The sequence below is a fragment of the Tenacibaculum sp. HL-MS23 genome (genome assembly GCF_032463465.1).
Classification (GTDB): Bacteria; Bacteroidota; Bacteroidia; order Flavobacteriales; family Flavobacteriaceae; genus Polaribacter; species Polaribacter bernardetii.
This window is the reverse complement of sequence record NZ_CP135989.1, coordinates 1,640,915-1,661,242: the sequence shown is the minus strand read 5'-3', so window position 1 is coordinate 1,661,242 and position 20,328 is coordinate 1,640,915. Positions and strand designations below refer to the sequence as shown.

The 20,328-nt window shown below is 31.2% G+C and carries 22 protein-coding genes and 1 tRNA gene; 9 read left to right on the top strand and 14 right to left on the bottom strand.

From position 1 onward, the window contains the following. Positions 1-72: 72 nt before the first annotated feature. From accC to pdxA, 6 genes are all read right to left on the bottom strand, one after another. Positions 73-1,410 carry an acetyl-CoA carboxylase biotin carboxylase subunit gene (accC, locus tag RRF68_RS07775; RefSeq protein ID WP_275315862.1) on the bottom strand — a complete coding sequence of 446 codons (1,338 nt, stop codon included), beginning with the start codon at positions 1,408-1,410 and terminating at the stop codon, positions 73-75. Positions 1,411-1,475: 65 nt separating this feature from the next. After that, entirely contained in the window at positions 1,476-1,964 is a 489-nt protein-coding gene (gene accB, locus RRF68_RS07770; RefSeq protein WP_218771559.1) for an acetyl-CoA carboxylase biotin carboxyl carrier protein, read from the bottom strand. Between the two features lie 27 nt (positions 1,965-1,991). Then, on the bottom strand, positions 1,992-2,987 hold the full coding sequence (locus tag RRF68_RS07765) for a beta-ketoacyl-ACP synthase III (RefSeq protein ID WP_218771558.1): 996 nt from the start codon (positions 2,985-2,987) through the stop codon (positions 1,992-1,994). 151 nt (positions 2,988-3,138) lie between these two features. After that, positions 3,139-3,333: a 50S ribosomal protein L32 gene (rpmF, locus tag RRF68_RS07760; protein ID WP_218771557.1), complete on the bottom strand. Its 195-nt coding sequence runs from the start codon at positions 3,331-3,333 to the stop codon at positions 3,139-3,141. Between the two features lie 8 nt (positions 3,334-3,341). Further along, positions 3,342-3,878, bottom strand: a complete 537-nt coding sequence (locus tag RRF68_RS07755; protein ID WP_218771556.1) for a YceD family protein — start codon at positions 3,876-3,878, stop codon at positions 3,342-3,344. Positions 3,879-3,950: 72 nt separating this feature from the next. After that, positions 3,951-4,985, bottom strand: coding sequence for a 4-hydroxythreonine-4-phosphate dehydrogenase PdxA (gene pdxA / locus RRF68_RS07750; RefSeq protein WP_315943987.1), 1,035 nt, complete (start codon positions 4,983-4,985; stop codon positions 3,951-3,953). A gap of 63 nt (positions 4,986-5,048) precedes the next feature. Here pdxA and RRF68_RS07745 point away from each other — a divergent pair, with 63 nt between their 5' ends. Beyond that, positions 5,049-5,636 carry a riboflavin synthase gene (locus tag RRF68_RS07745; protein ID WP_218771554.1) on the top strand — a complete coding sequence of 196 codons (588 nt, stop codon included), beginning with the start codon at positions 5,049-5,051 and terminating at the stop codon, positions 5,634-5,636. A gap of 41 nt (positions 5,637-5,677) precedes the next feature. Here RRF68_RS07745 and RRF68_RS07740 read toward each other — a convergent pair. Continuing rightward, a tRNA-Ile gene (locus RRF68_RS07740) sits at positions 5,678-5,751 on the bottom strand. Positions 5,752-5,803: 52 nt separating this feature from the next. Continuing rightward, positions 5,804-6,775: a polyprenyl synthetase family protein gene (locus tag RRF68_RS07735; RefSeq protein ID WP_218771553.1), complete on the bottom strand. Its 972-nt coding sequence runs from the start codon at positions 6,773-6,775 to the stop codon at positions 5,804-5,806. 125 nt (positions 6,776-6,900) lie between these two features. Between RRF68_RS07735 and RRF68_RS07730 the strand changes: the two genes are divergently transcribed. From RRF68_RS07730 to RRF68_RS07710, 5 genes are all read left to right on the top strand, one after another. Further along, complete coding sequence (locus RRF68_RS07730) at positions 6,901-7,509, top strand: TetR/AcrR family transcriptional regulator (RefSeq protein WP_218771552.1); 609 nt, start codon at positions 6,901-6,903, stop codon at positions 7,507-7,509. Positions 7,510-7,514: 5 nt separating this feature from the next. After that, positions 7,515-8,855: a TolC family protein gene (locus tag RRF68_RS07725; protein ID WP_315943986.1), complete on the top strand. Its 1,341-nt coding sequence runs from the start codon at positions 7,515-7,517 to the stop codon at positions 8,853-8,855. A gap of 11 nt (positions 8,856-8,866) precedes the next feature. Then, positions 8,867-10,033, top strand: a complete 1,167-nt coding sequence (locus tag RRF68_RS07720; RefSeq protein WP_315943985.1) for an efflux RND transporter periplasmic adaptor subunit — start codon at positions 8,867-8,869, stop codon at positions 10,031-10,033. A gap of 21 nt (positions 10,034-10,054) precedes the next feature. Continuing rightward, positions 10,055-13,516 (top strand): efflux RND transporter permease subunit, encoded by a 3,462-nt coding sequence (locus tag RRF68_RS07715; RefSeq protein ID WP_315943984.1) that lies wholly within the window; start codon positions 10,055-10,057, stop codon positions 13,514-13,516. Between the two features lie 75 nt (positions 13,517-13,591). Beyond that, on the top strand, positions 13,592-14,056 hold the full coding sequence (locus RRF68_RS07710; RefSeq protein WP_315943983.1) for a regulatory protein RecX: 465 nt from the start codon (positions 13,592-13,594) through the stop codon (positions 14,054-14,056). Here RRF68_RS07710 and RRF68_RS07705 read toward each other — a convergent pair. Continuing rightward, the gene (locus RRF68_RS07705) at positions 14,049-14,573 is read right to left on the bottom strand and encodes a hypothetical protein (RefSeq protein WP_315943982.1); all 525 of its coding nucleotides are present in this window, start codon (positions 14,571-14,573) and stop codon (positions 14,049-14,051) included. The two genes, RRF68_RS07710 and RRF68_RS07705, sit on opposite strands and share 8 nt — an antisense overlap. Positions 14,574-14,753: 180 nt before the next feature. Between RRF68_RS07705 and RRF68_RS07700 the strand changes: the two genes are divergently transcribed. The 3 genes from RRF68_RS07700 to RRF68_RS07690 all read left to right on the top strand — a co-directional run bounded on the left by RRF68_RS07700 (position 14,754) and on the right by RRF68_RS07690 (position 17,004). Further along, positions 14,754-15,722, top strand: a complete 969-nt coding sequence (locus tag RRF68_RS07700; RefSeq protein WP_315943981.1) for an NAD-dependent epimerase/dehydratase family protein — start codon at positions 14,754-14,756, stop codon at positions 15,720-15,722. Between the two features lie 106 nt (positions 15,723-15,828). Then, positions 15,829-16,419: a thioredoxin family protein gene (locus RRF68_RS07695; RefSeq protein ID WP_315943980.1), complete on the top strand. Its 591-nt coding sequence runs from the start codon at positions 15,829-15,831 to the stop codon at positions 16,417-16,419. A 90-nt stretch (positions 16,420-16,509) separates the two neighbouring features. Continuing rightward, the gene (locus RRF68_RS07690) at positions 16,510-17,004 is read left to right on the top strand and encodes an ABC transporter ATPase (RefSeq protein WP_218771544.1); all 495 of its coding nucleotides are present in this window, start codon (positions 16,510-16,512) and stop codon (positions 17,002-17,004) included. Positions 17,005-17,106: 102 nt separating this feature from the next. On the opposite strand, the gene truB is transcribed toward RRF68_RS07690, so the two are convergent. The 5 genes from truB to mce form a co-directional block, all read right to left on the bottom strand. Further along, a complete protein-coding gene (gene truB, locus RRF68_RS07685) occupies positions 17,107-17,802 on the bottom strand; it encodes a tRNA pseudouridine(55) synthase TruB (RefSeq protein ID WP_315943979.1) in 696 nt (231 codons plus the stop codon). 1 nt (position 17,803) lies between these two features. Further along, on the bottom strand, positions 17,804-18,598 hold the full coding sequence (locus tag RRF68_RS07680; RefSeq protein WP_315943978.1) for an undecaprenyl-diphosphate phosphatase: 795 nt from the start codon (positions 18,596-18,598) through the stop codon (positions 17,804-17,806). Between the two features lie 2 nt (positions 18,599-18,600). Beyond that, positions 18,601-18,843 (bottom strand): DUF3098 domain-containing protein, encoded by a 243-nt coding sequence (locus tag RRF68_RS07675; protein WP_218771541.1) that lies wholly within the window; start codon positions 18,841-18,843, stop codon positions 18,601-18,603. Between the two features lie 6 nt (positions 18,844-18,849). Further along, positions 18,850-19,728: a cell division protein FtsX gene (locus RRF68_RS07670; RefSeq protein WP_275315844.1), complete on the bottom strand. Its 879-nt coding sequence runs from the start codon at positions 19,726-19,728 to the stop codon at positions 18,850-18,852. Positions 19,729-19,790: 62 nt separating this feature from the next. After that, positions 19,791-20,192 carry a methylmalonyl-CoA epimerase gene (gene mce, locus RRF68_RS07665; protein ID WP_315943977.1) on the bottom strand — a complete coding sequence of 134 codons (402 nt, stop codon included), beginning with the start codon at positions 20,190-20,192 and terminating at the stop codon, positions 19,791-19,793. Positions 20,193-20,328: the final 136 nt, after the last annotated feature.

Sequence of the window (20,328 nt, the reverse complement as noted above, 5' to 3'; positions counted from 1 at the left end):
TATACTACTAATATTGTTAGAAATAAAAAAACCTAATATGCTTTAAAACATATTAGGTTTTTTAATTCAATATTATTTCATTTCAAAATCTTCCATGAATTTCGTGGTATAGTTACCAGCAATATAATCAGGGTGATCCATTAATTGTCTATGAAAAGGAATTGTTGTTTTAATTCCTTCAATAATATATTCATCTAATGCACGTTTCATCTTGTTAATTGCTTCTTCTCGAGTTTGTGCAGTAACAATTAGCTTAGAAATCATAGAATCGTAATTAGGAGGAATCATATAACCTGCATACACATGTGTATCTATACGAACTCCGTGACCTCCTGGTGCGTGGTAAGATGTAATTTTACCTGGTGAAGGTCTAAAGCCATTATAAGGGTCTTCAGCGTTAATTCTACATTCGATAGAGTGTAATTGAGGTAAATAATTTTTACCTGAAATAGGTACACCTGCTGCTACTAAAATTTGTTCACGAATTAAATCGTAATCCACTACTTCTTCAGTAATAGGGTGTTCAACCTGAATACGCGTATTCATCTCCATAAAGAAGAAATTACGGTGTTTATCTACTAAAAACTCAACAGTTCCTGCTCCTTCATACTTAATAAATTCAGCAGCTTTTACAGCAGCATCTCCCATTCTAGTACGTAATTCATCCGTCATAAACGGAGAAGGTGTTTCTTCTGTTAATTTTTGGTGACGACGTTGAACTGAACAATCTCTTTCTGATAAATGACATGCTTTACCGTAAGAATCTCCAATAATTTGAATTTCGATATGACGAGGCTCTTCAATTAGCTTCTCCATATACATATCATCATTACCAAAGGCAGCTTTAGATTCTTGACGAGCAGAATCCCACGCGTCTTTTAAATCTTCTGCTTTCCATACAGCACGCATTCCTTTTCCACCACCACCTGCAGATGCTTTTAACATAACAGGATAACCAGTTTCTATAGCTGTTTTTTCACAATCTTCAAAAGTTTCGATAACCCCTTCACTACCTGGTACACAAGGTACACCAGCAGAAATCATGGTAGATTTAGCATTTGCTTTATCTCCCATACGGTCAATCATATCAGGTGACGCTCCAATAAATTTTATGTCGTGTTCTTGACATAATTTAGAGAATTTAGCATTCTCTGATAAGAAACCATAACCAGGATGAATTGCATCTGCATTTGTAATTTCTGCAGCAGCAATAATACGATCCATTTTTAAATAAGATTCACTACTTGCAGCCGGTCCAATACAAACTGCTTCATCAGCAAATCTTACGTGTAAGCTTTCAGTATCTGCTTTAGAGTATACAGCTACTGTTTTGATTCCCATTTCTTTACAGGTTCTAATTACGCGTAGCGCAATTTCACCTCTATTGGCAATTAATATCTTTTTAAACATACGTTCTAAAAATTTTAAAACTCCAAATAAAGAAGTATATACTTTTATTTGGAGTTATATGTTACTTAAGATGGATCTACTAAAAATAAAGGTTGATCAAATTCTACCGGAGAAGAATCATCTACTAATACTTTAACTACTTTACCTGAAATTTCAGATTCAATTTCGTTAAATAATTTCATTGCTTCAATAATACAAACTGTATCACCTACTTTTACTTCTGTACCTACTTCTGCAAAGTTTGGTTTGTCAGGAGAAGGCTTTCTGTAAAAAGTTCCGATTATTGGAGACTTAATTGTAATATATTTAGAATCTTCTTCTGTATTCGAAGCTTCATTAGATGGTGCTGCTTGTGCTGCTGGTTGAGCAACAGGAGCTTGTGCCATCATTTGAGGAGCTACACCCATTGGGTTTGCTGCTTGAATAAATGTAGTTTCAGGAGTTTCGCTTCCAGTTTTAATGGTGATTTTGATATCTTCCATTTCTAACTTTACTTCACTTGCACCTGATTTTGCTACAAATTTTATAAGACTTTGAATTTCTTTAATATCCATATTCCTAATTTTAGTTGTTTGGTTTTTTTATGAATTGTATGCCCATTTTAAATAGATAGCTCCCCATGTGAAGCCTCCACCAAATGCTGCAAAAATTAAATTATTTCCTTTTTTTAGATCCTTTTCATAATCTGCAATTAATAAAGGTAAAGTAGCAGAAGTGGTATTCCCATACTTATGGATGTTTACCATTACTTTTTCTGACTCTAACCCAACTCTATTTGCTGTAGCTTCAATAATTCTGTTATTCGCTTGATGTGGAACTAACCAATCAATATCATCTTTAGAGAGATTGTTTCGTTGTAGTATTTTTTCAGAAACATCAGCCATATTAGAAACAGCGTATTTAAATACGGTTTTTCCTTCTTGATGCACAAAGTGCTGACCATTTTTAAGTGTTTGCTCTGAAGTTGGTAAAATAGAACCACCAGCTTCAATTTTAAGAAATTCTCTACCAATCCCGTCACTTCTTAAATATTCGTCTTGTAAACCAAGTCCATCAGTGTTTGGTTCAAATAATACAGCACCAGCCCCATCACCAAAAATGATACATGTAGCTCTGTCTGTATAGTCAATAATTGAAGACATTTTATCTGCTCCTATTAACAATACTTTCTTATAGCGACCACTTTCTATATACTTAGCAGCTGTAGACATTCCGAATAAAAAACTAGAACATGCAGCTTGTAAGTCGTAAGAAAATGCATTTGTAGCTCCGATTTGAGAAGCGGTATATGCAGCAGTAGATGCAACAAGCATATCTGGAGTTGCTGTGGCAACAATTACCAAGTCAATATCTTTAGGATCTATATTTGATTTTTTAAGTAAATCTTTAGCAGCTTTAATAGCCATAAAAGAGGTTCCTTTACCCTCTCCTTTTAAGATTCTTCTCTCCTTGATACCGGTTCTACTAGTGATCCATTCATCATTAGTGTCTACCATTGTTGCGAGCTCCTTATTGGTTAAAATATACTCAGGAACAAATTTTCCTACTGCGGAAATCGCTGCAGTTATTTTAGTCATAATTGTTTGTTTTGTAATAAAACTAGTTGTCAAAAGTAATGAAAATTAGTTGACCTTTTTAAAGAAAAAACATCAAAAAAGTTATTTTTTAACAAAAAAACATAAAAAAACCCTCAAAAAGAGGGTTTTTTTATGTTGTAAAAACTAGTGTTTATGCCTCAGCAACTGCATTTTCTAATACTACTTGACCTCTGTAGTATAATTTTCCTTCATGCCAGTGAGCTCTGTGGTATAAATGAGCTTCTCCAGTTGTAGGATCAACAGCTATTTGAGGTACAGAAGCTTTATAGTGAGTTCTTCTTTTATCTCTTCTAGTTTTCGATATTTTTCTCTTTGGATGTGCCATTTTATGTTTTATTTATCTGTTAGTAAATCCTTTAATTTATCCCACCTTGGGTCTGCTGACGTTTGTTCAACAGTTTTTTCTTCGTTTATTCTTAATTCGTTTAATCTATCTAAAGCGTCAGATTTCATCGTGCCGTTTAAAACATCTGGATGAATTCTTTTACTAGGAACTGATAAAACAATTAACTCATATATATATTGAGCAACGTTCATTTCGTATACTTCGTGTGGAAGTATTAAAATTTCATCATGTTCGTCGTTATATTCAGGTCCAAATTTAACTATTAAATCTAAAACACCATCAATTTTTAAATCGAATGGTTCCCCGGTGCTATCACAAGGTACGTTTACGGTACCTTTTATTGTAAAAGTAAGCTCAAATAATGTGCTTTTTTTTACAAAATTAATATCTGCGGTTAGGTTTGCGTCGTTAAATTCATCAAACTGAAATGCTTCAAAGAACTTTTCTCCAATTTGATACTGAAATAAATGACTTCCTTCTTTTAAACCTACAAAAGGTATATTGAATTCTTTTATGTCTTTCATCTGTAAGATCAATTTGAGCGTGCAAAGATATAAAAAATGTTTATATTTTTATATTTTACCTAAAAAAAAATACTATTTAACTTTTAAAGTATTTTTTGTTAGTTCTGCATGCTGTTTTCTATTCTTAAATATTTGTAATGAGGTAAATAAAGCTTCTTTAAATGATGATGAATTTGCTATGTTTTTACCTGCAATATCAAAACCAGTTCCGTGATCAGGAGAGGTTCTTACTTTGTTTAGGCCGGCTGTAAAATTTACACCGTTACCAAAAGAAAGTGCTTTAAAAGGAGCAAGTCCTTGATCGTGATACATTGCTAAAACACCATCGAATTGCTTATAGGTTTCGGAACCGAAAAACCCGTCAGCAGCATAAGGGCCAAAAACTAATTTCCCAGACTCTTTAATTTCTGCAATTACAGGGCGGGTAATTTCATCATCTTCTTTTCCTATAATTCCGTTATCACCACAGTGAGGATTTAATCCTAATATGGCAATTTTTGGTTTATTAATGCTAAAATCTTGTTTTAAAGAAGTATGCATGATTTCAACTTTTTCCTTAATTAATTCAGGAGTAATTGTTGCTGCTACTTCAGAAATAGGAATATGACCCGTAATTAAACCGATTCGTAATTCATCAGTCATTAAAACCATTAAACTTTTACCTTCTAAGTTTTCTTCTAAATACTCTGTGTGCCCTGGAAAGTTAAAGTCTTCAGATTGAATATTTTCTTTACTTATTGGTGCGGTAAGTAAAACATCAATATGGTTACTTTTTAAAGCATTTGTAGCTGATTCAAGTGACTTGTAGGCGAATTTACCACCTGTTTCAGTAGTTTTTCCTATTTCAATCTTAACTTCATCAGTCCATGAATTCATTAAGTTGATTTTATCGTGCGAAATTTTATCAATAGAATTAATACCATAAATATTAGTGTTTAGCTTTAAGTTTTTCTTGTGATAAGAAATCAGCCTAGTTGAAGCAAATAAAACAGGAGTGCAAAACTCAAGCATACGTTTGTCTTCAAAAGTCTTTAAAATAATTTCAATCCCAATTCCGTTTATATCTCCAACTGAAATTCCAACAATAATTTTGTTTGTAGTATCCATAGTTACTTTCGTACGTAAAAGTTGTATTTTTGATGTTAACAAAAGTAACTAAAATTTAGGAGAATGTTTACGGGAATAATTGAAACTCTTGGAATTGTTAAGAGATTAGAGCAAGATAAAGAGAATTTACACATTACTGTTTTAAGTAATATTACAAATGAGTTAAAGATCGATCAGAGTGTAGCTCACAACGGTGTTTGCTTAACTGTGGTTGGTATTTTTAATGATGAATATACTGTTACGGCTATTAAGGAAACACTAGATAAAACCAATATTGGTGATTTAAAAGAAGGAGATGAAGTAAATTTAGAAAGAGCAATGAAGTTAGGCGCTCGTTTAGATGGTCATATTGTACAAGGACATGTTGATAGAACGGGAGTTTGTAAGGAGGTTAAGGATCAGGACGGAAGTACGGTTTTTACTTTTTCTTATGATTTTGAAGGAGATAATGTAACTATAGAAAAAGGGTCTATTACGGTGAATGGAGTAAGTTTAACGGTTGTTAACTCTAAAAAGGATGAGTTTAGTGTAGCTATTATACCATATACCTTAGCGCATACTACTTTTAAGAACTTTAAAGTAGGTAGTAAAATTAATTTAGAATTTGATGTGATTGGTAAATATGTAGCAAGATTAACCCAATTAAAATAAAAAAAACCACTTACATTTCTGTAAGTGGTTGAATTTAAACGTGGTCCCACCAGGACTCGAACCTGGGACCACCTGATTATGAGTCAGGTGCTCTAACCAACTGAGCTATAAGACCGGTTAAATTAGGACTGCAAAAATAGTAACTTTTTTAAATAAAAAAACTTTTTTTACACTTTTCTGCTCATTAAATTTTCACCGAACAAACGTAAGCCCTCTTTGGCTTCGTTAGAAATGTTTAGGTATGCTAAACTCTCGAAAGACTTATTAGTGTAGTACTCAATAAGTTCGTGTGTAAATTTAGGGATGTCATTTTTCGAAAATATAGCAGAAACAGTACTTATTTTGGTTGAAATATTTTCTTGTTTTTCGTTGTAAAGAATACTTAATTTCTCCTTATCGTCGTCATTTGCGACTTCTAAAGCTTTTAAATAAAGAAAAGTTTTCTTGTTTTCGATGATGTCACCACCAACTTGTTTCCCAAAAGTTTCAGGGTTACCGTAGGTATCTAAATAATCATCCTGTAATTGAAAGGCAATTCCTAAATTTAATCCGTAATTATATAAATGTTGTGCTTGGTCATCGTTAACTTCGGCAACAATGGCACCCATTTTTAAAGCAGCGGCAACTAAAACAGATGTTTTTAGGGTAATCATTTTAATGTACTCTTCGATAGTAACATCATTTCTTGTTTCAAAATCAACATCTAGCTGTTGACCGTCACAAACCTCAAGAGCAGTTTTACTAAATAACTGTGCTAGTTTTTGAAAAACAACTGGGTTGTAGTTCTCGAAATGTTGATAAGCGAGTATAAGCATTGCATCTCCCGATAAAATACCTGTATTAATATCCCATTTTTCATGAACAGTTTTGTGTCCTCTTCTTAAAGGAGCGTCATCCATAATATCATCATGCACTAGTGTAAAGTTGTGAAAAACTTCAACGGCTAAAGCTGCAGGCATTGCTTTTTTATAATCTCCAGAAAAAATATCTGAAGCGATAAGGGTTAGTATTGGTCGAATTCTTTTACCACCTATTTGAAGGATATAGTCTATCGGTTCATAGAGGTTTTTGGGTTCTCTTATTATCTTTTTAGATTCTAAGTATGATAAAAAGTCTGACTGATATTGTAATATGTCCAAATCTTAATTTTTTTGTAAAAATAAGATAATGAATAATTTTATTGTCAATAGAATTAAAAAAATAATAAATACTTAGGAAACTTTTTTTGTTTCTAAAGTTTCCTAAGTATCTTTGTGCCCGAATTATGAGAGATAAAATAATAAATAAAGCAGGAGAGATGTTTTTAAGCCTTGGGTTTAAAAGTATTACTATGGATGATATAGCTAAAGAACTGGGTATATCTAAGAAGACGTTGTATAAGTACTTTTCAAATAAGGCAGCTTTGGTTGATGCTAGTACCGAGGCAGTTCATAACACTATAAATGATACAATTAATAAAATTAAAGAGCATGGTTATAATGCGATAGAAGAAGAATTTGCTGTAAAAGCTATTTTTAAAGAAATGTTTAAAAATGCAAAAACGTCACCAATGTTTCAGTTAAAAAAATATTATCCAGAAACGTATACAAGTTTAATTGAGCGTGAGGTATGTATGTTTAGAGATTGTAATGTAGATAATCTTAAAAAAGGAATTGCACAAGGGTTTTATAGAGGTGGTTTAAATATTGATTTGATAGTAAACTTCTACTTTACCTTAATATTTGGTGTTTTTGATAGTGAAATGTATGGTGGTGAAATGCAAGAATTAATAAAAATTGAATATCAAATTTTAGAGTATCATATAAGAGCAATAGCAACAGATAAAGGATTAGAAGAGTTAGAAAAACAATTAAAAATAATAAATCAAAATTAATAACAATGGGAAAATACATATATAGTGTATTTATATTCTTTTGTACAAGCTTTCTGTTTGCGCAAGAAGAACTTAAAATATCAATGCAAGAAGCTATTGATTATGCAATAAAAAATAATTACGACAATAAGGTTGCTGTAAATAATATTGAAGCAGCTAAAGAAAGAAAATGGGAAACAACAACAATAGGTTTGCCTCAAATAAGTGGTAAAGTAGATTATCAAAATTGGTTGAAACAGCAAGTGTCTTTATTACCTGCTGAGCTTTCAGGAGGAACTCCAGGTACTTTTACTCCGGTTAAATTTGGAACAAAACAAACCATGGATGCTTCTGTAACTTTAAAACAATTAATTTTTGATGGGTCTTATTTAGTAGGATTGCAATCGGCTAAAACTTATTTAAAGATATCTGAACAGGCTAAAGAAAAAACTGAGTTAGCAACAAGAGAAGCTGTTATTAATTCTTACGGAAACGTATTAGTTGTTGAAAGAAATATCGAAATATTAGAGAATAACAGAGATGTTCTTAAAAAGAATTTAGAAGAAACTCAGAAAATTTATAAAAACGGATTAACAGAGTTAGAAGATGTAGAGCAGTTACAAATTACTCTTGGTACTATTGAAAATAATTATAACAATGCTAGAAGAATGAAAAGCATAGCTTATAAAATGTTAAATGTAGCATTAGGTAATTCTATAGAGAGGAAAATTGTTTTAACTGATAATTTAGATAATTTAGTTTTAGCAAACACCGATTTAAGTTTGCTTACAAAATCCTTTAATGTAAAGAGCCATATAGATTTTAAAATGGCTGAAAACGATAAGGAAAGTAAAGCGTTGTTAATGAAATTAGAGCAAAGTAAAGCATTACCAACATTATCAGCCTTTGTAAATTATGGGGCAAACGCAAATGCAAATGACTTTGATTTCTTAAAAGAATCACAAGAATGGTTTGATTATTCATTGTTAGGAGTAAGTTTAAACGTGCCAATATTTAGTAGTTTCGGAAGACGCTCTAAAACAGCAATGGCAAGGATAGAACTTGAAAATGCAGAGATTAAAAGCGAAAATGTTAGGCAAAATTTAATGTTACAATCAGAAACTGCAAAAAGTGATTATCAATTAAGTATTGAAAGCTTTCAAACGGCAAAGAAAAATTTATCATTAGCAGAAAGAATAGAAAAGAAACAACAGATTAAGTTTTTTGAAGGACTTTCATCAAGTTTCGATTTATTACAAGCGCAAAATCAATTATACACACAACAAAATAATTATGTGCAATCAATGCTTAACGTAATAGCAAGAAAAGCACAGTTAGAAAACGCATTAAACATTCCAATAAAATAAAGTAATAAATAATGAAAAATATATATTCAATTCTTGCAATAACACTTTTCTTAGTTTCTTGCGGAGGTAGTAAAAAGCAATCACTAGAAGACGTAATAGCCTCTAATGATTTAGAGAAAATGCGCGCTAAGAAAACAACATTAAGCGCAGAGGTAAAAACGTTATCAGAAGATATTAAAACCTTAGATGATAAAATAGCTACCTTAGATAAAACTAAAAAAGTACCTCTAATAACTGTTTTGTCGGCAAAACAAACGGTATTTAATCATTATTTAGAACTACAAGGAGATGTTAAAACAAAACAAAATGTTTTAATATATCCTGAAATGGCAGGGCAATTGACAAAAATTTACGTAAAAGAAGGACAATACGTAAAAGAAGGGCAGGTATTAGCTAAAATTGATGACGGAGGATTGTCTAGTCAACTAGCTCAGATAGAAGTAGAAACTGAATTAGCAAAAACTACTTTTCAGCGTCAACAACGATTATGGGATCAAAAAATAGGTTCAGAAATACAGTTTTTACAAGCTAAAACTAAATACGAAGCGCAACAAAATGCTGTAAGTCAGTTAAAAAAACAATTAGGTAAATCAATAATAAAAGCACCTTTTAGCGGTGTTATAGATGATGTTATAAAAGAACAAGGAGTTGTTGTATCTCCAGGAATGGGAGCAGAGGTTTTTAGAATTGTAAACCTTTCTAATATGTATATAGAAACAGCTGTACCAGAAACGTATATAACATCTATTAAAAAAGGAAAAAGTGTTGATATCGAGTTTCCAATTTTAGGAGAAAAAATCAAATCAAAAGTTCGCCAAGCGGGTAACTTTATAAACCCTGCGAACCGTACTTTTAAAGTAGAAATTGCTGTAGATAATAAAGCAGGTAATATAAAGCCAAACTTAAGTGCTAAACTAAAAATTAACGATTATACGAATGAAGAAGCATTATTGGTTCCTCAAAGCATTATTTCAGAAAATGCAAAAGGTGAACAGTATGTGTATGTTGTTACAGGTTTAAAAGATAAAAGAGGTAAAGCAAAGCAAGTAATTATTGTTACAGGAAAAACACAGGGAGATATTGTAGAGGTTTTAGAAGGTATTAAAGCCGGTGACCAAATTATTAAAGAAGGAGCTCGTAGTGTTCAAAACGGTCAAGAAGTACAGGTTTTAAACTAATTCACCCATAAAATTATAAATATGTCTAAAAAGAACAAACAGGTGGATAAAGAATTTGGATTATCCTCTTGGGCAATTAATAACAAAACTACAATGTATGTAGTAATGGCTGTTATATTTTACTTAGGTGTTTCTGCTTTTTTTGAAATGCCACGTGAAAGTTTCCCAGAAATTAAAGAAACAAAAATATATATAAGCACTCCGTTTTTTGGAAACACAGCTGAAGATATTGAAAAACTGATTACAGATCCGTTAGAAGAAAAATTAAAAACGGTAAGTAATGTTGTAGAAATAACATCAACATCGCAAGAAGATTACTCGATGGTAATTGTTGAGTTTGATGAAAATATTGAGGTAAAAGACGCCAAACAAAAGGTAAAAGATGAAATAGATTCAGAAACATCTGGTGAAGACTGGCCAACATTTAACGGAGCTAAGGTAGAACCAAATGTTTTTGCTTTAAGTATGAGTGAAGAAATGCCAATACTTAATATTAATATTTCTGGTGATTATCCTATAGGAAAGTTAAAAGAGTTTGGTGAATATCTTCAGGATGAAATAGAAGGGTTGCAAGAAATTAAACAAGTAGATATTCGTGGTGTACAAGACAAAGAAGTTGAAGTTGCTGTAGATATTTATAAAATGCAAGCAGCAAAAGTTAGCTTTAGTGATATCATAAATACAATTAACGGTGGTAACTCTACAATGTCTGCAGGTAACTTAATTACTAGTGGGCAGCGCCGTACGATTCGTATTCTAGGAGAAATAGATAAACCATCTGATTTAGAAGACTTTGTTGTAAAATCAGAAAAAGGGAACCCTATTTATTTAAAAGACGTTGCTGAGGTGTTTTTTAAAGAAAAAGACGTTACAACCTATGCAAGACAGTATGGGGAGCAAGTTATTATGCTAGATGTTAAAAAGCGTGCTGGTTCTAATATGGTTGCTGCTGCAGAGCAGATTCAAAAAATGGTAGAAGATGCTAAAGAGAATGTATTTCCTAAAGATTTGGAGGTTACTATTGCTAATGATCAATCTTCGGTAACAATTGCTGCAGTTGATGATTTGGTGAATAATATTATTTTCGGAGTTATTTTGGTGGTAATCGTCTTAATGTTTTTCTTAGGATTTAAAAACGCCATTTTCGTAGGTTTTGCAATTCCGATGTCGATGTTTATGTCGCTTATGATTTTAAATATGTTAGGCTATACATTAAACACCATGATTCTTTTCGGATTGATTATGGGATTAGGAATGCTAGTAGATAACGGTATTGTAGTTGTAGAAAACGTATATCGTTTAATGGATGAGGAAGGAATGAGTAGAACCGAAGCAGCTAAAAAAGGTATCGGAGAAATTGCTTTTCCTATTATTATATCAACAGCAACAACGGTAGCCGCTTTTATTCCTTTAGGTTTATGGCCAGGAGTAATGGGAGAGTTCATGAAACTTTTACCAATAACCTTGGCAGTTGTATTAACTTCATCATTAGTAGTAGCCATCTTTTTTAACTCTGTTTTAGTTTCTAACTTTATGAGTACAGAAGATAAAGATATGCCACTAAAGAAAATAATTACAATGACAGTAATTATAGCTGTAATTGGAATTTTAGTATTCATTATAGGGGGAACGTATAGAGGTTTAGGAACATTAATGTTTTTTACAGCAATAATGCTTTGGGTATATAGATTGTTTTTACGTAATTGGGCAAACTCTTTTCAAACAAAGGTTTTACCGCGTTTAGAAAATTGGTATGAACGTCAGTTGCGTAGAGCTTTATCTAAATCGGCACCATATTGGCTAATAGGAGGTACGTTTGCATTGCTTATTATTTCTTTTATTGCTTTCGGAGCTTCATTAGCTTCGCAACGTACTAAAGTTGAGTTTTTTCCTGATAATAAGCCAAATCAAATTATTGTTTATATCGAATATCCGCAAGGAACAGATATCGAAAAGACAAATAAAATTACCAAGCAAATAGAAAAAAAGGTTGCCGTTGTTTTAAATGATTCGCAATATACAGATGGTGATTATAACTTTCTAGTAGAAAGTACCGTTTCCCAAGTTGGTGAAGGTGCCGGAAATCCAGCAGTTGATGCCGGTTCTAGTGGAGAGTTGCCTCATAAAGGAAAAATAACAGCTTCTATGCGAGAATTTAAATATCGTAGAGGAGCCGATAGTGAATTGTTACGTCAAAAAGTACAAGAAGCTTTAGTAGGTATTTATCCTGGGGTTTTAATTTCTGTAGAAAAAGATGCTAATGGACCACCAGCAGGGGCGCCAATAAATATTGAAATTGAAGGAAATGATTATAGCGAGTTAATTGCTGTTGCAGAAAGAATGAGAGATTTTATAACTTCTAAAAATATTCCAGGAGTAGATGAAATTAAGATAGATGTAAATAAAGATAAACCAGGAATGCAAGTTCTTGTAGATCGAAAAAAAGCTGGTGAATTAGGTGTAAGCGCATCACAAGTAGGGCAGCAAATTCGTAATTCTATTTTTGGATCTAAGGCAGGTATTTATAAAGAAGATGGTGAAGATTATGACATATATGTGCGTTTTAATGAAGCAAACAGGTATAACACAAGCGCTATCTTTAATCAAAAAATTACATTTAGAGATAATACGGGTGGTTTAAAAGAAATTCCAATATCTGCAGTAGCAGAACATAGTAATAACTCTGGATTTAGCGCTATTAAGCACAAAGATTTAAAGCGAGTTGTAACTGTTTATTCTCAGTTGTCACCTGGTTTTACAGATGCAGGTGCAATTGTAAACCAAGTGCAAAACGAAATGAAGTCTTTTGAAGGAATGCCAAAAGGTATTAAAATAGATTATACAGGGCAAATTGAAGAGCAAAACAAGCAAATGGCTTTTTTAATGGGGGCATTATTAACAGGTTTAGGTTTAATTTTCTTCATATTAATTTTCCAGTTTAACTCAATTTCAAGACCAACCATTATTATGATTTCAATATTGTTAAGTCTTATCGGTGTATTTGGAGGAATGGTAATTACAGGATCGGCATTTGTTATTATGATGACCATGATGGGAATTATTTCGTTAGCAGGTATTGTAGTAAATAACGGAGTGGTATTATTGGATTATGCACAGTTATTAATTGATAGAAAGAAAAATGTTTTAGGTTTGGATGAAGATGCTTACCTAGAAAAAGAGGATTTATTTGAAGCAATTGTTAAAGCGGGTAAAGCACGTTTACGTCCGGTGTTATTAACGGCAATTACAACTGTTTTAGGTTTAATTCCGTTAGCAATCGGACTTAACATTAATTTTTTCTCGTTGTTTGCAGAATTTGACCCTAAGATATATATGGGAGGAGATAACGTTGTTTTCTGGGGCCCATTAGCATGGACTGTAATATATGGTTTGTTAATAGCTACTTTTTTAACGCTAATTGCAGTACCAATATTATTATTCTTAATTATCCAATTTAAAATGTGGACAAAGAGAAACATATAACTTGTTTTTTAGTTTTTGTCAATCAAAAAGAGTTGAAAGTATAAATACTTTCAACTCTTTTTTTATTTTTGAGCTATGGATAAAAAAGTTTTTACTGTTGATGAGGTTAAGCGAAAAATGGAACATTATTGCGCCTACCAAGATCGCTGTCATAAAGAAGTAGAAAATAAATTAAGAGAATACAGTATAATTCCAGAAGCCATAGAAATGATTCTTTTAAGTTTGTTAAAAGATAATTTTTTAAATGAAGAACGCTTTTCTAAAAGCTATGCGAGAGGGAAGTTCAGAATTAAAAAATGGGGAAAACAACGAATTGTTAGAGAGTTAAAATATAGAAACATATCAGCATACAATATAAAAGCAGCATTAAAAGAAATCAATGAAGAAGATTATATTGCAACTTTATATAGTTTGTTAGATAAAAAAAATGATTTGGTAACTGAAGCGAATGAGTTTAAGAGAAAAAAGAAAATAGCAGATTACTTATTGTATAGAGGTTTTGAAAGTAACTTAGTATATGAGGCTTTAAAAACTATTTAAAATTAAATAAGCTATCTAATTTTATAGCTTTATCGAATCTTTGTTTTGCGTAAACAGTATTTATTTTGGTATTCATACTACCATAAAGCGAAAATACTTTTGCTAGTTGCGTATTTATTTCAGTAGCTGTAATCGCCGGAATATAAGTCATATCAGCCAATCTTAAAACTTCATTTTCAAAAACATTCACACGGGCTTTAAAAGCAGGTGTTTTAAGTGTTTTTATATTTAAGCTATCCTTTAGTTGCTTTGTTAGTTTTTTTAATTCAATAGCATTGTTTAATGCTTCAACAGGAGTTGTTTTTTCTAGTTTCTGTAGGAAATCAGCAGTTATAAAGTATTCTTTCCATAACTTTATTTCTTTCGAAGAAGCGTCATCTAAACGTGCGTATTTAGAGTTCTTAATAACAACATCCATTGTTGGTTTTTTAACAGCTTCATTTTTTTTAACATCTTTTTTCTGGCAAGAAAAAGAGATTAATAAAAAAGAAAAGAAAATAAATAAAAAGTATCTCATCACTAAAAATTGAAGTGATAAAAGTACATATTTTACTTGGTTTATGAATAAGAACAAAATTATAAGTTTGTAATCAGAAGTTTATGTTGTTATTTTGTTGATAATTAAAAAAGTAGAAATATTTTTTACGAATTATGAAATTTAATAACTTTGCAATCCTATATTTTTGAACTTTTAAGAATGAATGATACTATATTAATTTTAGGTGCTTGCGGGCAAATCGGAACAGAACTAACGCAAAAGCTACGCGCTCTTTACGGAAGAGACAATGTAATAGCTTCTGATATTAGAGAAGGAAACCAAGAAATGATGAGTTCTGGACCTTTCGAAATTATTGATGCTACAAGCAAAGAACGAATTTTTGAAGTCGTTGAAAAATATAAAGTAACGCAAGTGTATTTAATGGTAGCAATGCTATCTGCAACTGCAGAGAAACATCCTTTAAAAGGATGGGATTTAAATATGACGTCTTTATTAGCTGTTTTAGAGCTGGCAAGAGAAAAACATATTCAAAAAGTATATTGGCCAAGCTCAATGGCTTCATTTGGTCCTACATCACCAAAAATTAATACGCCTCAGCAAACAATAATGGAACCGTCAACAGTTTACGGAATCAGTAAAGTGGCTGGTGAACATTGGTGTAATTACTACCATGAAAAATATGGAGTAGATGTTCGTAGTATCCGTTATCCTGGTATTATTAGTTGGAAAACGTTGCCTGGAGGAGGAACAACAGATTATGCAGTTGATATTTATTTTGATGCCATAAAAAATGGAACTTATGAATGTTTTTTATCAGAAAATACACGTTTACCAATGATGTATATGGATGATGCTATTAACGCAACCATTCAAATTATGCAAGCTGATGCAGATAAGATAAAAACAAGAACATCTTATAATTTAGCCGCAATTAGTTTTACGCCAAAAGAAATTGCCGCTGAAATTAAAAAACACATTCCTGAGTTTGAAATTAGTTATAAACCAGATTTTAGACAAGCAATTGCTGATAGCTGGCCTCAAATTATAGATGATTCACACGCAAGAAAAGATTGGGGATGGCAGCATAAGTTCGATTTAACTTCTATGACAAATGATATTGTTACGAGTTTAAAAGCGCTAGAGAAACAGAAGTTAGAAGAGGTGTAAGTTTTTAAAGTTAAGAGCGTCTATAATATCGCTCTTTTAAGTATTGTAATCTAGGTTGCAAGGACTTTAAAAGAGAACAAAGCATTTATATTATAAGATAAGCAAGATGAAAGAAATTATAGAAAATAGTTTAGAAAAAGCCATTTCATATTCAGAATATAGAGTTTTAGTAAAAAACTTATTAGATGAAGGTAAATCAACAGGACCAAACCAGTCTGACGATTTATTAAATTATAGTTTGTTAAACGATAAACGAATGAAGCGTTTAGATAAAACTATAAAAATTTCTGAGAATACCGCAGCTAAGCTTAAGGAAATTAAAGAGCCTCAAACTTGGTTGGTTTTAACAGAAGGTTGGTGTGGTGATGCTGCTCAAAACTTACCTGTTATCAATAAAATTGCTGAAGAAAATTCAAATATTCAATTAAAACTTGTTTTAAGGGATGAAAATCTTGAGCTGATGGATGAGTTTTTAACCAACGGCGGTAGATCGATACCTAAATTAATAGCTTTAAATAAGAATAATGAAGTTATTGATACTTGGGGTCCAAGACCAGTTATTGCTACTAAAATGGTAGCTGATTATAAGGCGAAACATGGTAGTTTAGATGCTGATTTTAAAAAAGACTTACAGGTTTGGTATAATAAAAATAAGGGTGAAGATGTTCAGGAAAATCTTATTTCATTTTTAAAATAACAATCGTTTTTTATAAATAATAAATCTCCTTTTTGATTCTCAAGAAGGAGGTTTTGTTTTCTGTATATTTGTGGTTTAGAAAAAATAAATATGTTAGTAGATTTTAATAGTTTATCAGAAGATGCAAAAGTTTGGATTTATCCTTGTAGTAGAAAATTTTATCCGAAGGAAATAGATGGATTAAATGAGCAGTTAAAAACTTTTACTGAAAACTGGAAATCAGATGATGAGAATTTTAAAGCCTCATTTGATGTAAAATATAATCGTTTTATTATTTTTTCTGCGGAAGAAGATGTAGACTTGTCTAATGCAGATATTGATACACAAGTTGGTTTTATATTGCAATTACAACAACAATACGAGGTTGAATTATTAGATAGAATGAATGTGTGTTTTAAGCAAGGTGAATATACGCAGTATAAAGAACTGAAAGACTTTAAAAAGTTGATTAAAAATAGAGCGGTAACAGAAAAAACAATTGTTTTTGATAATTTAATTCAAACAAAACAAGAGTTAGAGAGCCATTGGGAAGTGCCAATTTTAGAAAGTTGGTATAATCGATTTTTAAAGAAGAAGAAGTCATAATACACTTTTATCTATCTTAATTAATTGAAAAAAGACTTGAATATCAATTTAATAAATATTGATATTCAAGTCTTTTTTTATGATGTTAATTTGGTGCGAGCTCTATTCAGCTTCTAAAGACTTAATAAAGACATCTACACTTACTGCGTTTTCAACATGAAAATCACCAATTTTAGTTCTTCTTAATGCTGATAAATGAGCTCCTGAATTTAATGCAACTCCAAAATCGTATGCTAAAGAACGAATATAGGTTCCTTTACTACAAACAACTCTAAAATCAAGATTGTTAGCATTAATATTTGTTATTTCAAATACAGGGATCATAACTTCTCTCGATTTTATTTCGGTAGTTTCACCTTTTCTTGCTAGCTCGTATAAACGTTTTCCTTCTTTTTTTATTGCAGAAAAAATAGGTGGTTTTTGCTGAATTACTCCTGTAAACTGTTTAGTTGTTTCGTGAATTAATTCATCAGTAATATGATCGGTAGCAAAGGTTTCATTTATCTCAGTTTCTAAATCATAACTTGGTGTTGTTCCGCCCAAAGTGATAGTGCCTGTATATTCTTTTATTTGACCTTGATACGTATCAATTATCTTCGTTTTTTTACCTGTACAAATAATCAGTAAACCAGTTGCTAATGGATCTAAAGTACCTGCGTGCCCAACTTTTATTTTTTTGATATTATATCGTTGTCTTATTTCCCAACGCAGTTTATTAACCACCTGAAAAGAAGTCCATTTTAATGGTTTATCAATCAATAAAACTTGTCCGTTTTTGTAATCTTCTTCCGTTTTCATATTAGTTTAATAAAGAATATCCGATAGCGATTAATCCTACAATCGCACAGTAAATAGAAAAGTATGATAATTTGCTTTTTTTAACCAGTGCAATCATCCAATTACAAGCAACTAAACCTGCTAAAAAAGCAGCGATAAACCCTGCTGATATTGGAGCGATTTCAGAAGATTGAAAATTAATATCTCCGCTAAGTAAGTCTTTTGCTATTTTACCAAAGATAAGTGGCACTACCATTAAAAATGAAAATCGAGCTGCTTTACTACGATCAATACCAAGTAAAACAGATGTAGAAATAGTTGCTCCTGATCGAGAAATACCAGGTAACATTGCAATAGCTTGAGAAATACCTATAATTAATGAGCTATTAAAAGATACTTCCTTGTTGGTGTTCTGAGCTTTATCAGCAAATAATAATAACACAGCAGTAACTAATAACATAATACCTACAAATAGTATTTTCCCACCGAAAAAAGATTCTAATTGTTCTTCAAATAATAATCCGATAATTACGGCCGGAATCATAGAAAGAATAATTTTTAATGAAAATTTCATTTCTTTATTCCATTTAAATAGGAACAATCCTTTAAAAATCTCAGCAACTTCTTTTCTAAAAACAACTAAAGTACTTAAAGCAGTTGCAAAATGCAGTACAACAGTAAATGTTAAGCTTTCTTCGGGTACAGATGTATCTCCTAAAATAGCTTTAGCAAGTTCTAAATGCCCACTTGATGACACTGGTAAAAACTCGGTAAGACCTTGAATAATTCCAAGAATAATAGCTTCTAATAAATCCATGCTTATTTTTTAGGGTTGGCAAAAATAGCATAAATTTCGATACCTAAACCAATAAGAACTAAAGTTGGTGCCAAACGAATTCTACGCCAATTATAAATTTCTTTATTAAACACATTTGGGTCGTCGCTACCACCACCGGCCATTAAAATAAAGCCTAAAGCAATAACAGCTAAACCTATTAGCATAAAGATGTAATTTCGTTTGCCGAATAAAAATTCTTGTTTCGGTGTGTTTTCTTTTTTCATATAATCTTAGTAATACAAATCGTTCGTTTGTAAGTTTAAAAAACGTTGTGTGGCAAAAAAGGTACTTATCCATGTAATAAAAAAGGCTGTGAATAAAACACCACCAGCTACATAGGTTAAAGAAACATAATCGGTTAATAACTCTAAAGACGGTATGTATTTATTGGTATAATAAATTACAATCGCCAAGCCGATTAAAGAAATAAAAGCACCTAAAACACCTAGTTTTATACTTTGCCAAATAAAAGGTTTACGAATAAAGCTTTTGGTAGCACCAACCATTTGCATGGTTTTAATATTAAATCTTTTTGAGTATATAGATAAACGAATAGAGCTATTGATTAAGATTATAGCCACTAAAGCAAAAAAACCGCTTAAAACTAATAACCAAAAGCTGATTTTTTTAATGTTTTTTGTTAGTAATTGAACCAAAGGTTTGTCATAATTTACTTCTCCAACAAATTTATTTTTATCAAATGATTTTTTAATTTCATCCATTTTTTCAGGAGTAACAAAAGCAGCTTTTAAATAGATGTCTATTCCGTTTTTAAGAGGATTATCTCCTAAGAACTTTAAAAAATCTTCCCCTAAATCTTTTTTGTAGGTTTTAGCGGCTTCATCTTTAGTTATATAAACTACTTTATTAGTGAAGTTTTCTTTTTTAAGTGTTTCTTTAAATTTAGTTAGCTGCTTTTCGGTTACATCATCTTTTAAAAATAAAGTCATTACCACTTTTTCTTTAAAATGATTTGCTACTTTGGTGGATTTTAGTAAAATTAAACCTAAAATTCCCATCATAAAAAGTACCAATGCAATACTTACAACTACAGAAACATACGATGATTGTAAACGGCGTTTTTGAAAAGAATCAAAAGAGTTTGTCATTGTTTAATATGCTTTTTAGACTTTGCAAGATACAAATATTTAGGAAGTTTTAAATGAATGGATTACTCGATTTCTTGACATAATTCAATTAAAACTCCATTTGTTGTTTTAGGGTGTAAAAAAGCAACTAATTTATTGTCAGCACCTTTTTTAGGGGTTTCATTTAGTACCGTAAAACCTTCTTTTTGCAAGCGCTTGATTTCTGCTTTAATATCACTAACAGCAAAAGCAATGTGGTGAACACCTTCTCCTTTTTTCTCTATAAATTTAGCTATTGGACTTTCTGGTTTTGTAGCTTCTAATAATTCGATTTTATTAGGACCAGATTTAAAAAAAGAAGTTTTTACACCTTCACTAGCTACTTCTTCGGTTTTATAATGAGGTTTTCCGAAAAGAGCAGCAAATAATTCATTTGATGTTTCTAAATCTTTTACGGCAATACCAATGTGTTCTATTTTATTCATTCGGTAAAAATAATAAAATCTATTGGTTATAAGAATAATGATAAAACAAGAGTGTATCGTATGAAAAATAAATGGTTTAATCATTGGTCTTCTTAAGGTGTTTTTCCTGTTTATTAAAAATAAAATTTTAATAATA

Bases quoted from the DNA above. Each gene is read 5' to 3' on its own strand.
- accC (WP_275315862.1), bottom strand. From the start codon at position 1,410: ATGTTTAAAAAGATATTAATTGCCAATAGAGGTGAAATTGCGCTACGC.
- accB (WP_218771559.1), bottom strand. From the start codon at position 1,964: ATGGATATTAAAGAAATTCAAAGTCTTATAAAATTTGTAGCAAAATCA.
- RRF68_RS07765 (WP_218771558.1), bottom strand. From the start codon at position 2,987: ATGACTAAAATAACTGCAGCGATTTCCGCAGTAGGAAAATTTGTTCCT.
- rpmF (WP_218771557.1), bottom strand. From the start codon at position 3,333: ATGGCACATCCAAAGAGAAAAATATCGAAAACTAGAAGAGATAAAAGA.
- RRF68_RS07755 (WP_218771556.1), bottom strand. From the start codon at position 3,878: ATGAAAGACATAAAAGAATTCAATATACCTTTTGTAGGTTTAAAAGAA.
- pdxA (WP_315943987.1), bottom strand. From the start codon at position 4,985: ATGGATACTACAAACAAAATTATTGTTGGAATTTCAGTTGGAGATATA.
- RRF68_RS07745 (WP_218771554.1), top strand. From the start codon at position 5,049: ATGTTTACGGGAATAATTGAAACTCTTGGAATTGTTAAGAGATTAGAG.
- RRF68_RS07730 (WP_218771552.1), top strand. From the start codon at position 6,901: ATGAGAGATAAAATAATAAATAAAGCAGGAGAGATGTTTTTAAGCCTT.
- RRF68_RS07725 (WP_315943986.1), top strand. From the start codon at position 7,515: ATGGGAAAATACATATATAGTGTATTTATATTCTTTTGTACAAGCTTT.
- RRF68_RS07720 (WP_315943985.1), top strand. From the start codon at position 8,867: ATGAAAAATATATATTCAATTCTTGCAATAACACTTTTCTTAGTTTCT.
- RRF68_RS07715 (WP_315943984.1), top strand. From the start codon at position 10,055: ATGTCTAAAAAGAACAAACAGGTGGATAAAGAATTTGGATTATCCTCT.
- RRF68_RS07710 (WP_315943983.1), top strand. From the start codon at position 13,592: ATGGATAAAAAAGTTTTTACTGTTGATGAGGTTAAGCGAAAAATGGAA.
- RRF68_RS07705 (WP_315943982.1), bottom strand. From the start codon at position 14,573: ATGAGATACTTTTTATTTATTTTCTTTTCTTTTTTATTAATCTCTTTT.
- RRF68_RS07700 (WP_315943981.1), top strand. From the start codon at position 14,754: ATGAATGATACTATATTAATTTTAGGTGCTTGCGGGCAAATCGGAACA.
- RRF68_RS07695 (WP_315943980.1), top strand. From the start codon at position 15,829: ATGAAAGAAATTATAGAAAATAGTTTAGAAAAAGCCATTTCATATTCA.
- RRF68_RS07690 (WP_218771544.1), top strand. From the start codon at position 16,510: ATGTTAGTAGATTTTAATAGTTTATCAGAAGATGCAAAAGTTTGGATT.
- truB (WP_315943979.1), bottom strand. From the start codon at position 17,802: ATGAAAACGGAAGAAGATTACAAAAACGGACAAGTTTTATTGATTGAT.
- RRF68_RS07680 (WP_315943978.1), bottom strand. From the start codon at position 18,598: ATGGATTTATTAGAAGCTATTATTCTTGGAATTATTCAAGGTCTTACC.
- RRF68_RS07675 (WP_218771541.1), bottom strand. From the start codon at position 18,843: ATGAAAAAAGAAAACACACCGAAACAAGAATTTTTATTCGGCAAACGA.
- RRF68_RS07670 (WP_275315844.1), bottom strand. From the start codon at position 19,728: ATGACAAACTCTTTTGATTCTTTTCAAAAACGCCGTTTACAATCATCG.
- mce (WP_315943977.1), bottom strand. From the start codon at position 20,192: ATGAATAAAATAGAACACATTGGTATTGCCGTAAAAGATTTAGAAACA.